This window comes from Wolbachia endosymbiont of Frankliniella intonsa (assembly GCF_029856955.1).
In the GTDB taxonomy this organism is placed as follows: Bacteria; Pseudomonadota; Alphaproteobacteria; order Rickettsiales; family Anaplasmataceae; genus Wolbachia.
The window spans coordinates 1-12,895 of the sequence record NZ_CP097148.1; the positions used below are offsets into that span (position 1 = coordinate 1).

Sequence of the window (12,895 nt, forward strand, 5' to 3'; positions counted from 1 at the left end):
TTCCGGGCGTGGTAATTTTTTCAGATGAGAAAAACCATTCTTCAATGATAGAAGGTATAAAATCAGGAAAAAGACCGAAGCACATGTTGGAGCATAATGATGTTGATCGCTTAGAGCAGTTGCTAAGGTCTATAGATATAAAAGCGCCGAAAATAATAGCACTTGAATCTGTATGCTCAATGGATGGTGATGTAGCACCGCTTGGAAGCGATATGTGATCTAACGAGATCAGTATAATGCAATTACCTATTTGGATGAGGTACACGCAGTTGGCATGTATGGACCGCGCGGTGGCGGATGCAGAAAGAGAAGGTTTGATGGATAGAATAACTGTTATTCAGGGTACATTATCAAAGGCTTTTTTGGAGTGATGGGTGGATATATAGCGTCTTCAAAGAGCTTGGTGGATGTAATAAGAAGTTCAGCCCCAGGATTTATTTTTACTACTGCTATGTCGCCCGTTTTGGCAGCAGCAGCAAAGGCAAGCGTTGAGCATCTAAAATCAAGCAACATTGAAGAAAAGCAGAAGCAGGTGGTTGAGAAAGTAAAAGACTCACTGAGAAATGCAGGGAGTGAATTTTATGCAAACAGAAACTCATATAATTCCAATCATAATTGGCGATCCTGGAGTTGTCAAAAAAAGCATCAAAATTGTTATTTGATGAGTATGGAATATATGTACAACATATATAAATTACCCAACAGTTTCAAAGGGGAATAGGCGCTTCCGTATTACTCCCTACGCCTTACCATACCAAATGAAATGATAGAGCATTTAACAAATCTCTTGTAAAAGTTTTTGAGAAATTGTCTGTTTGTGTCTGTTGTTGAGGTTTAAGAGTTGCCAAGAATAAAGGTATCTATTTAAAAGCATGGTTAACAATGTACAAAATCAGTGCTTTATTTCTTATCATGAAAGTAGCTAACACTTTGGGATCTATAGCTCACACAGGTAAAGTTTACTCTTTTTGTCATCCTATGGCTTGACCATAGGATCCAAGTCTAAACAATCTGGATTCTAGTGTCACGTGCTGCGAATGACACTTTATCAGATGCACCCATTTGTCTAGACCATTTTTTAAAGTGATCCGATTTTTAAAATGAATATGTTGATTAAATACGTCAAACACACATTTAAAAGTATTTATCAATATATTCGATTTACTGTTTATGATAATAAAGATCAGCAGGAACTTTATAATTTAGAGTCTGATGTAGCCTTCTATAGTTATACCAACCAACAAAGTCATTTTATTATAAAGATTCAAATCTCTGATACTATTTGGTCTATAATAATATATAGCTTCTTAACTTTAAAGTTCTCCATAAGCGCTCCAACAAATATATTGTCGAAGCAACGTCCTTTATGGTCCATACCTGATTTTTAATATTAGCATGCTCTAATTCCGTAATAAAGTTTTGTAGCAAAATAAGCTGTACCATCAGTCACTATTAAAAAATCTCATGTTTACCCCTTGTTTTAGAGCTTCTTTGAGAGTATAAAGGCAAAATCCAGCATCGAGATATTGGTGATAATGAATAAGAGCAATAATATAGCGACTATACAAGTCCATTATTGCCACAAAATGAACAAACTTACCTTCTACCATAATATATGTTATATCAGTAGCCCATACCTGATTAACTCTACAAATAATCAAATCTTTGAGTAGATAAGGATATATTTTTATGCTTTTTTCTTTAATACTTGTATTACATCTTTTTCTACAATACAGCCCACTAATCTTCATTTTTTCATAATTCTTAAGATTTTTTTGCGATTGACTACTACCCCACTCGCTATGATTTCCTTGCAGTAATTTTACGATATCCATAACGGCAATCAGAAGCCAAATATACTTCTTGAATCAAATTTGCTACTTCACTTTCGTTTATTAATTATAGGCTCTATAATATAGGCTCAGATCTGCAAATCCCCAATAAATCAGCATGTTTCCTAATTGACAGATCCAGAATCTTTTTCTATAAACCCTTACTCTATCTTTTTTGCACTTATTTACAGTAATTTTTCAAATAGCTATTTTTCCACTGTCAATTCTCCTATTACTTTATGTAAACTTTCTATTTCTTGCGCTAAGATTCTTTGTTTTCTCGCACTTTCACTTTCTTCAACAAATAGGTCTTTTAACCTTGCCAATACTCTATCACGCCAATCATATAGATTTGTTGATGGTATTTTATATTCACTACATATCTCAGCTGTGCTTTTTTGATTTTTTATTGCTTCCAAAGCTATCTTTGCTTTTAACTCTGGTTCATATTTTTTTTTGTTGCCATTCTTTTACCCCTTTACCTTCCTACTCGGATCAACCATTTTTTTGTCTAGTTTATGGGGTGCGTTATAATCTATTTTGTATTAACGCACCAACTATAATTACAGCACTAATTACATATGGTATGGTAAGAAAAATGTCCTTATTTTTATTCTCTTGTATTTGATTATCTAATATTTTTTCTTATTTTTCAGAAATTGGCAAAACTATTGAAAAGTTTGCTTTTTGCGATCTATAAGACTTAAATTTGGTTTTATCTCTATTTTCAGAGCATTTTCAGCGATTTCACTCATCTCGTTGTCTTTGCCACCTCTAATTTTATTATTTATTAATTACTCTATCAACTTTTCTCCTTCTTTTATCTCCTGCTTATGCATATATCTCATAGCAGAAGAGGCTACAAAAGTTGTTAAAAGAATAATAGAAACCAAAGTGTAAATTGGCATGAATGTTGGGTTAAAAATATCTGTAATAAACCTTAGATCATTATGGGTTATTATTATTGCAGCTACATAAGCCAAAGAAAATTGAAGCCAAATATTTACAGTCGCTATGGGTAGAGTGTTACTTACAGAATATTTCTTTGTTGCACGCCATAACCTAGGAAAAACCAACCAGCATCATCTATTTTGGCAAAATTATGATCTACTTTAACATTGAAAGGATTTGTTGTATCTAAAGGCATAAATTTCCTCACATCCTAATTAAGTAATTATATATAAATGATACTTTAAAAACAAGTTTTTGGCTTATGCCAAGGACGATTAGAACGCACTTTACTAACCTTTATACCACTATCTGTTAGCCAAACAGAGTGTGTGCCATATTCCTCTAAGTCAGCGTATTTGATGATTTTAGTATTGCAAGCTGGATAGTTAAACTTGCTTAACTGAATTACTAGATCGACATTGTTACAATTTTCTAAAATATCTTCTCTTTTGTGAGATAGCAACACTGACTTATTATTTCCTTTATTATATATACAGTCATAATCATTACATTTTAGCCTTTTGTTTGAATTGCTGAATTTAGTATGATTCACAATTTGATTCTGCCTGTTTTGCTTTTTTTTTTTGCCCACGTTTTGACAACAAAATTTCTGTTTTTTCTAGTAAGGAATATAGTAAATTGTCATCTTCTTTTACAGCAAGATTATCAGCACTGACTAGAATGTTAGGAGTTGTATACATAGCGCTAGAGAAAATACCTAGCACAACAAAGAAAATTCCAAAGAAACGCCAATTCCTTTCCCACAAGCATAACCATAATAGCCCAAGCGTTGTTATAATAATTAATGAGGCAGGAAAAGTGCGAATAGGAATAACCAAATACTGAAGACTGGCAATTGCGTTTGTTATATATAAAACGCTGTCAATTGGGCGTTCCATGAGAGGCGTTATAATCCACTGAGTACCTAAAGGAATCAATAAAACATAAATTATTCCAAGTGGAATAATAATGAGTGTAACTATTGGTATAGCAATCAAATTTGTGATAATGCCACTGATTGAAAAATAGTTAAAATTGTATATTGTGTACGGAACAGTTGCTAAACTTGCTATGACTGAGCCGATCATTATCGACACAAAATATTTTATTATTTTTATTTTGAATAACTTATTAGCATTGATCTGATAGCTTGCAACTAGTGCCAAAACAGCAGAAAATGACATTTGAAAACCTGGCTTTAAGATTGCTTCTGGCTCCACTATGAGTATCACCGAAGCAGCAAACGCAATTGCTATTAATCCTTGATATTTCCTTTCTATGATTATTGCAACAAGTACCAAGATCACCATGATGTAGGCACGCTGAGCAGAAATTTGCATACCGGTAATCAACAAATAAAAGGTAGTTGGCAAGATAGTAAAGAATGCAGATATTTTTTTAGTGTTATATTTAAGAGTCAAAGTTTCAGATATTGCAAATAAATTACGGAATACTATAAAAAATAGACCAGCAACAAACGATAAATGTAAACCAGATATAGCGAATAAATGTGCTATACCTGAATCTCGTATCGCATTCATAGTTTTTGATCTATCCCGTCTTTTTTGCCAATTAATAATGCAGAGATTATGTCCGCGTGTGGCTTTTTGGTATTTTGCTGTAGGTTTTCATAGATATATTGACGGAAAGATTCTATATACTCTTGAAATTTTCTTGCTTCAGCCTTTTTGTACAGGACTATTTTGCTTGTTGCAAAGCCTGTTGCACTTATTTTCTGATAATATGCTATTCTTGCAAAATCATATGCATATTCCGAAGGCGCAATTTTTGGAGGAAAGAGTTTTGCTGATAATTTTACTTGATCCCCTATTTTAATGCCTTCTTCCGCTTTGGTTCTAACTGATATTCTGATGCTATCTAACTTAAACTTCGTGTTTTTTATTTCATAAAGCAAAAATTGCTCATACGAGACCTTGTTATTAATATCCTTCACTGTAGCAACAATATCTTTCACATACCTTTCCTTATCAAGAATGTGAGTATTAACTGAATCTGTTCTGAATTTGCTGGCTGTAAATCCTATGAGCACTGCAATTAAAGAAATGCATAATATTGCGTATTTCCTGTATAATATTGCAGTCAGAATTAGTATAGGTGAAAGCAAGAGAAAAATAGATATAGTGAAAGCACAGCTTGGTTCAAAATTTAATGAGAAATAGGTTAAAATTCCTGCACACTGAAAAACAGGGAACCACAATATCAAGTTATATTTTTCATTGCACAGATTGTTATGTATATAATTTACTATCATGTTAAGAAAGGTTAATAGATATATAAATATATGTAATAGTGTGATTTTATTCTTTTATTTATTATTATTACGCATATAATAATAAATAAGCAACGACGCGGGATGGAGCAGCTCGGTAGCTCGTCAGGCTCATAACCTGAAGGTCGTAGGTTCAAATCCTACTCCCGCAACCATCTTTCAACTGTACAAATATTGTGATTTCGGACGGCTTTGTTGCATCGCTATCTACGGCGGATTAAAGATAAAAAAGATGAAGAATATCAGTAGCTTATTATTCTAGCATTTATAGTAAGGACGGTCAGTGAATGTCTAAATTTGAGTAAAAGAAATTTTACTACCATTCACTAATCTAGCTAAAATTCAAGAATTTCAATGCTTTAGCTATTTTAAGTAGAATTAAATTTACTAATACAAACAATAAATTACTATTCTTAAATTTGATCAGATTGACTGCAAAAATAAGATTTTCAATAAGTTGCTTGTATAGTTAGCCTTTCATAGGTAGCGATGCAACAAAGCCAATCGGGAGCCGCAATGGCTTTGTTGCATAGCTCCTGATAGGGCAGGTAGGTACAGTAAATTCATGCAGCTAATTCGAACTTAGCCATACCTATATCAGTGAATTTATTAAGCAAATAGCACTTAATTAGTAGTTCTTTTCACGATTTATTTCAGATTTATTCTTGAGACTAAACCCAAACGTTTTTTCAACCTATAGAAAAAACATTCAACAAAGGATCTTAGTCCATATTTTGTTTCTTGTGTCCATTTCTTTATACCGTTCTCATAGTTTTCACATAATTTAATCACATTAATGTTGCTATTTCTTTCTAATTGATAATCAATTTTCTCATAGATTTTCGCACCTTTTATTGGTCGAATGATTGGTTTTATATTATGTCCTTTACGCACTTTATACATACTAGCTTTATCATAAGCTGCATCTGCGCGAACAGATGAAATATTATATTTATCTACTGTTCCCTTTAACATATCGCATGATAATCAAGTGTAGTACCATTAGTGCACTTCATATCTATAACTTTTTTATTATTTATACTTAAAATAATATGTAACTTTCTTACTTGATCATATCCATTATATTTTCTTACTTTTGCATTTTCTTTATTACGTTGATGGGTGTTGTTATAGATACAAATACTGGTGCTATCTATAGCTATTTCAATGTTTTCCATACCATTTTTATCAATTCTACAATCATCAATTTTCAAGTTAAGCTTTTGAATCTTCTAGAAGCTTGAGTATAGCTAATGACTTTGAGGTCTTTTCCCATTTGCTCTATACAACCTTTACTAAACCAACTGCTTGTCTTAAGCCAATCCTAAAAAATGGACTACTATATGTATCAAAATTACAACTTTATCACTATAAATGTTATTGCCACCTGCAACTTTTGGACTATTTTCATACCAATTTTCTATGGCTTGATTAACAAAATGAAAACATTTCCTCTTTTTGAAGAAATTTGTTATATTCGTAGCAGTTACTGACCTTCATTTTGACTGGCATATTGGTGGTTAAATACCTGTTTTATAATGATTTCTGTCAGTAACTTCGAGTTTTTTACTTGAGCCATCCAACAAAGCCAGCCGCAATAGTAAAAGTGAAAGAAATCTTCAAAGTAGAACTATCCCCAAAGCTGCACATGGACATAGAATATCCTTTATCAGGGATGGACGTAAACATTGAAGATCTTCCCTAGAGCTGGATATAGATATAAAGTCATTTATACCATTCCCTATATTTGAGAAAAACATCACATGCCAAGAACCTTGTCAAAATTATATAATCTATCTCTAGAGCAGGTTATTGAGAATGTCAATCCACATAAAAGAGCCAGGTATTCCTAACACCACTAAACTCACAAATTCATTTGCTAGAGTTTATAAGTTCTTGTTTATAATAATTTTATTATATCGTAAAACCATCTATATCGGCCTATTTAAACAGTATTTTACTTTCCTTAAGGATTTTTTAAAGATCATCTATTGAATTCTATGATATTATTTTTTGTGAGATTGTTATACACGTTATGGCAAGGAAGGCAGAGAGATTTGTTAAGTAGTTTTTGCATCTATATTAGCTACTTGAATAATGGTTACAATATAATTGTACAGCATGAGCTGAGTTCGCTTAGCCCTTATCTACATATTCAGTTCCACCAACAGTTATTGCATCGACCTTGAGTGTTGGCTGACCAACTCCAACAGGCACATTTTGTCCGTCTTTTGAGCACGTACCAACACCAGGATCTAACTTTAGATCATTACCAATCATTGATACTTTTTTTAGTACTGTTGGCCCATCACCAATTAGCGTTGCTCCTTTGACTGGTTGTGTAATTTTACCATTTTTTATTAGGTAAGCTTCCGAAGATGAGAAAACAAATTTTCCTGATGTTATATCAACTTGTCCACCACCAAAATTTACTGCATATAGGCCTCTCTTTACACTGGATATTATTTCTTCTGGTGTATATTTTCCTGGCAACATATAGGTGTTTGTCATGCGTGGCATAGTAACTTCTTTGTAACTTTCTCTTCTACCATTACCAGTTGGATTTACACCCATAAGTTTAGCGTTCATATGATCTTGCATATATCCTTTAGAATTCCATCTTCTATAAGCACATTATAGCCAGGTAAAGTACCCTCATCGTCTATGCTAATAGAACCACGCAAATTAGGTAGAGTTCCATCATCAATTACAGTAATGTTACTGGCTGCCACTTGTTTACCCATAGAATTTGAAAATGCCGAGATTCCTTTACGGTTAAAATCACCTTCAAGTCCATGACCTACAGCTTCATGCAATAATATTCCTGGCCAACCTGAACCTAAAACAACTGTCATCTCTCCAGCCGGAGCTGGAATTGCCTCAAGATTTACTAGCGCTTGCTCTAACGCTTGGTTTGCAACTTCTTTCCACTTCTTCTCAGAAACAAACTTACTATAAGCGTCTCTTCCACCATGCCCTGCAGAACCTTTCTCCGCTCGGCCATTTTTTTCTACGATGACTAGTACATTAAAACGTACCAAAGGCCTAATATCGCTTAACCTGTGATCATCTTTTATTATTTGTACAACTTGCCATTCTCCACTTAGAGTTATTTTTACCTGCTTCACGCAGTTATTCTTCGACCTTACATACTCATTAACCTCATTAAGTAGTTTAATTTTTGAGTTCAGATCCATTTCATTTATGGGATTAGTCGTTGAGTACAGGCTTTTTGTCTCCTCATTTAAGTTTATTGAATTTGTTTTTCTTAAAGATGCTGAACTTTTTACCATAGAAGCAGCGTTACTAATTTCCTTTTCGCTAATTTCAGAAGAGCAAACAAAAGACGTACTATCCTCACAAAAGGACCTTAACCCAAATCCCCTTCTGATATTCAAATCCATGTGTTTCAATATGTTATCATCAAAAACCAGGGACTCTGATTGGCAAAATTCTAAAAATAATTCACCACCATCACTATCGCTCAAAGCGTTGTTGACTATTTTATATACATTATTAATATTAACATTGTTTTGAGCAAAAAATATTTGATCTAGATTTGGCATTACCTTTGAGCTAAAAATTGTTTAAGTATATTATTTAATTTTAACATAGTAAATCACAAAAAGCCCGGGTGGCGGAATTGGTAGACGCGCTAGCTTCAGGTGCTAGTAACTTTTTAAGTTGTGGAAGTTCAAGTCTTCTCTCGGGCACTCTATATTGATTTTTGAGTCAATTGATGCTATGATATAATGTATTTACTACTAAGTTTATGAGTTATGAAGAAAAAAAGCTTGTTTACAGAAAGAAAATAAGAACTTATTCAAAACGCTTGGTTACTGCACTATCTATTGCTTCTTTGATGGGGTATACACCAGCATTAGCCCTAAATATTTCTTCCTTAAGCTTGTACTGTACTATTGTCAGCACTATGATAAGTTCACTTTCGCTTGCTTTAAATATATGGTCATTAACTGATCATTTTAGACAGTGTGGCCTTAATAAGCAACTCGATACCTCTTGGCAAGATAAATTAATGAAGATCTGCCTCGACATTACATCTAACGTTTCATTTTTAATAGGAGGAATTACATCTATATTACCTCTTGAATTTCCTATTATCCCCTTTATTTCCGTTGCTTTTTTTATTCTAGGCTGTACCTTTATGGCAACCAATTTCGTTTGTACTATGATTAGTCAGCCGCAAATAGATGAAAGTAATAATCTCAAATCTAGTAGTCATTTGAACGATCAATCCACGATAGCTGTCTAATTATCACATGTTAATAAATTAGCTTATTTAACTTGACAAATTACGCCATCCCCCTTACTATGAAAGTAAGAGTATTTATCCTTGTTTTTAATCTCCGCGGATTTAACAGCAAAATTCAGATATTTATTGGCAAATTACATAAAAATTATAGCGTCTGCATGTCTTTTAAATTTTTTCTACATTCAGCCAAATCGCGCTTGTTAGCACATTATTACAACGCCAATTTACATTATTAAAACTCACTACCGGGAATTCTTTTGCCTTTTTTGCTTGGTATAAATTTCTTAATATTTTTGATTAGTTAGGAGTCCTATAGAGATGTCATCCCAGTGCTTCTTATTACCTGGTCAGTCTTTCTGGATCCCAGTGTCAAGCACTGGGATGACATCACAGAGAGGGTGCTGGGATTACACAAAAAGGGCTACTTAAGTGACAAGATAGATAGAACTGGCATGAATTGGATTTGAGTAACTCAAATGACCAATGAAAACTGTAACCCTAAACATTGAAGCACTATTATGCGCTAAATGATAATTTTCATACACTTGTCATGGTAATCGTGAAAGAAATAATTCATACAATAAGCATGAATGGAATAATTGACATGATTTGGAAATTTATATATTATAAAGTATTAATAGTTAATTAATTTATAGGGTGTGGATGGAAAAATTTTAAATGAAAATGAGTATCAAACTTTTAAGCAGTTGTTTTTAATATTTAATATTCAAAAGCAGGATGTGGTAAATTCTGATATTGAGAATATTAAGAAAAAGTTTAAAAAACAACATCGTGAATTATCGTTAAAATATCACCCAGATAAAAATCCAGATAATAAAGAATCAGAGGAGCAATTTAAGGTTATTGCACAAAATAAACCATTTTTGAAGAATTTGCAATAGAGCAGTTGGAGAAGGGCTTAAACAAAAGGAATAATTTAACGAAAGGATTACGTGGTAAGTTATGGAACCATAGTTATGAAGAATTAGAAAAATATCTAGATGATAAGAGTAGAAGTAGGGTATTTAATAAGAAGCGGTCTATAATTGCTTATTCAAAATATTCTTCTTATTCAAATCTCTTAGGAAGTCTTTTAGTATTCTTCACATCCATTGCATTTTTTATAAGCAATGGTGTTACCTATAATGTCCCCTTAGCAGTAGGTTTCTTTGCTCCTTTGTTAACAGGATTTGTTTTGAGTTCAGCTATTTCGATCGTTTATACTAGAAATGGAAAAGAGTTTAATAATCAGACTAATATTTTATTATTGTTTAACTTTGACCAAGAATGCAAAGATTTTTCAGAAAGCGATAGAACTAAATTAAAGTGGCTAAAGAATTCACTTATTTTGAGCAAAATAATCTGTGCATCTTTAATGTTTTCCGGTGTGGGATTAGATTTAGTTGCCAGCGGCTTTGGTATAACTAACTCTATGATGTTATCCGGATTATTACTTTCATTACCATTCACGCTTTTAATTGTTACTTCACCTGTTTTAAATGCTGTAAGTGAGTATACTCTCAAAAAGACATTCATAAATTCAATTGAGAAGCAATTTAAAGGTGATGATCAGTTTATAGAAGTCGATAACGAAAAGCCAAGCAGTACTATGAGCAATCAAAGTTATTTCCCCATCGGTCAGTTAATATCATCAAAGTTAGCTATTCTCCATAGCGAAGTCTCTAGCTAGGAACAATGAGCCACAGATTAGTATGGTTTTGACGTTTTGAATAGAGGCTTTCAATATGTAATTTGATATCGCATCGCCGATTGATTCACATTCAATAGCATTTATTCCTACATTATTAGCTCCTTCTCTGATTAGATCTGTACTTGTTGCTTTAGGCTCAGATTTAACACAAACGGCGCATAGTAGTTTGATATATGGCTTTAAGTGCTCTAAGAACTCTGCCACGTTTCTGTTACGAGTAACGCCAAAGATCATATAGACACCTTCAGTAAAATTGTCTTTTATCCACTTAGCTAACACTCTGGCACCATCATTGTTGTGTGCACCATCTAGAAATAATTGCCAATCTTTTGGTAATAAAGAAATTAAATTACCTTTTTTTATAGACTCTAGCCGCGCAGGCCAATAAGTGCCCTGTAAACCTGAAGCAATGTCCTCTTTTCCAATATCAAAGCCATATTTTCCACTTAAAATGCTACATGCTGCAATTGCGTTTCCTGCATTGATTATTTGATGATCTCCTTTTAAAGATGGCAAAGAAAATTCTATTGATTGAATAGTCGATTGAAAGACCATCCTGTTATTCTGTTTTTCGCAATTCCATTCAATTCCTCCTCTATACAGAGGAGATTTCTTATTTATTGCATGATGTTCTAATGTGTTCGTTATAGATTTTTCTTGTGGTGCTATTATGCAAGGAACATTAGGTTTCATTATTCCAGCCTTTTCACCTGCTATAATTTCTACAGTAGGACCAAGATATTCTGTATGGTCAAAGGCAATTGAAGTGATGATCGTTAGAATTGGATTATCTATAACATTTGTTGCATCAAGCCTTCCACCCAGACCCACTTCAACTAAAGTAATATCAGCTTTATGACGAGAAAAAGCTAAGAAGGCTGCAGTCGTTGCGGCTTCAAATAGAGTGATGGGTTGTTCTGCGACTGCTATACGGCATTCTTCTAGTGAGTTATGTAATTCACTATCATCGATATCATTGCCTGCAATAACTATTCTTTCATTAAAATTCACTAAATGTGGAGAAGTGTAGGTATGAACTTTATACCCTGCTGCTTGCATTATATATCTTATAAATGATAGTGTTGATCCTTTGCCATTAGTGCCAGCTATGTGAATTATTGGCGGTATTTTTTTCTCGGGATTACCCAATTCATTTAGAAAACTTTTTATGCGATCAAGAGAAAAATCCTTTGGTCTACTGCCAAGCGGCTTAGGCCAATGAGGCATGTATATCATAGATTATTGTTACATTTTAATTCATCTATTACACTTGCCATGCCGTGCGTGTCGATTTTTTCACTAAATTGAGAACGTTGATTAATAGCAATACTTATCCCACTCATTACAACATCGTTTATTAAGAAAGAATTGTCACTTTTAGTCACTTTAAAGTCAATGTTTGTAAATTCCTCATCACCATAAGAAAATCTTGTTCCTATCAGACAAGTTTCATCGTCAACTGCTTTTGTACTCATTATGATCATTTCACTATTATTTATGTATTTATACAAAATTTTAGCGCACAAGCGCGCGAGATATACTTCATATTCTTTTAGAAACTCTTCTTTTTCTTTGTGAGTAGATAAATTCCAATATTTCCCTATGACAAATCGAGATATTCCTTTGAGGTCAACATTATTCTGAATAATTTTCAGAAGTTCTTCTTGTACATGTTCTAGATTTTTTCTATTCCCTTTCATAGACGTGTTGTCTACTTGTTGCTTTCATGGCAAGCACAAAAGTTTTGTGCCCTATACAATTCGCGTAAGCACTTGAGGAGATTATAATAAAAATGGTTAAGAACTTAATAAGATTCATAAGATATATTTATTAGCTAT

Annotated in this window: 3 protein-coding genes, 2 tRNA genes and 7 pseudogenes; 6 read left to right on the top strand and 6 right to left on the bottom strand. The window is 33.1% G+C overall.

Going from position 1 to position 12,895, the window contains the following annotated elements:
* Positions 1-2 precede the first annotated feature (2 nt).
* A pseudogene (hemA, locus tag M3L71_RS08380) lies at positions 3-831 on the top strand (5-aminolevulinate synthase); the annotation flags it as partial.
* A gap of 330 nt (positions 832-1,161) precedes the next feature.
* Here the strand turns inward: hemA and M3L71_RS00010 are convergent.
* Positions 1,162-2,257 (bottom strand): annotated as a pseudogene (locus M3L71_RS00010) (IS3 family transposase).
* A gap of 767 nt (positions 2,258-3,024) precedes the next feature.
* Positions 3,025-5,055 (bottom strand): annotated as a pseudogene (locus tag M3L71_RS08310) (ComEC/Rec2 family competence protein).
* A gap of 96 nt (positions 5,056-5,151) precedes the next feature.
* Between M3L71_RS08310 and M3L71_RS00035 the strand changes: the two are divergent.
* A tRNA-Met gene (locus tag M3L71_RS00035) sits at positions 5,152-5,228 on the top strand.
* A 408-nt stretch (positions 5,229-5,636) separates the two neighbouring features.
* On the opposite strand, the pseudogene M3L71_RS08510 reads toward M3L71_RS00035, so the two are convergent.
* Positions 5,637-6,585 (bottom strand): annotated as a pseudogene (locus tag M3L71_RS08510) (IS5 family transposase).
* Between the two features lie 624 nt (positions 6,586-7,209).
* Positions 7,210-8,639 (bottom strand): annotated as a pseudogene (gene tldD, locus M3L71_RS00050) (metalloprotease TldD).
* A gap of 62 nt (positions 8,640-8,701) precedes the next feature.
* Here tldD and M3L71_RS00055 point away from each other — a divergent pair.
* From M3L71_RS00055 to M3L71_RS00070, 4 genes and pseudogenes are all read left to right on the top strand, one after another.
* A tRNA-Leu gene (locus M3L71_RS00055) sits at positions 8,702-8,786 on the top strand.
* A gap of 59 nt (positions 8,787-8,845) precedes the next feature.
* The gene (locus tag M3L71_RS00060) at positions 8,846-9,346 is read left to right on the top strand and encodes a hypothetical protein (protein WP_280143635.1); all 501 of its coding nucleotides are present in this window, start codon (positions 8,846-8,848) and stop codon (positions 9,344-9,346) included.
* 707 nt (positions 9,347-10,053) lie between these two features.
* Positions 10,054-10,212: pseudogene (locus tag M3L71_RS00065) on the top strand (DnaJ domain-containing protein); the annotation flags it as partial.
* Between the two features lie 41 nt (positions 10,213-10,253).
* On the top strand, positions 10,254-11,036 hold the full coding sequence (locus tag M3L71_RS00070; protein ID WP_280143637.1) for a J domain-containing protein: 783 nt from the start codon (positions 10,254-10,256) through the stop codon (positions 11,034-11,036).
* Here the strand turns inward: M3L71_RS00070 and M3L71_RS00075 are convergent.
* Complete coding sequence (locus M3L71_RS00075; RefSeq protein ID WP_280143638.1) at positions 11,004-12,293, bottom strand: bifunctional folylpolyglutamate synthase/dihydrofolate synthase; 1,290 nt, start codon at positions 12,291-12,293, stop codon at positions 11,004-11,006. The two genes, M3L71_RS00070 and M3L71_RS00075, sit on opposite strands and share 33 nt — an antisense overlap.
* A pseudogene (locus tag M3L71_RS00080) lies at positions 12,290-12,875 on the bottom strand (MlaC/ttg2D family ABC transporter substrate-binding protein). Before M3L71_RS00080 ends, M3L71_RS00075 begins: the two are co-directional and overlap by 4 nt.
* Positions 12,876-12,895 lie beyond the last annotated feature (20 nt).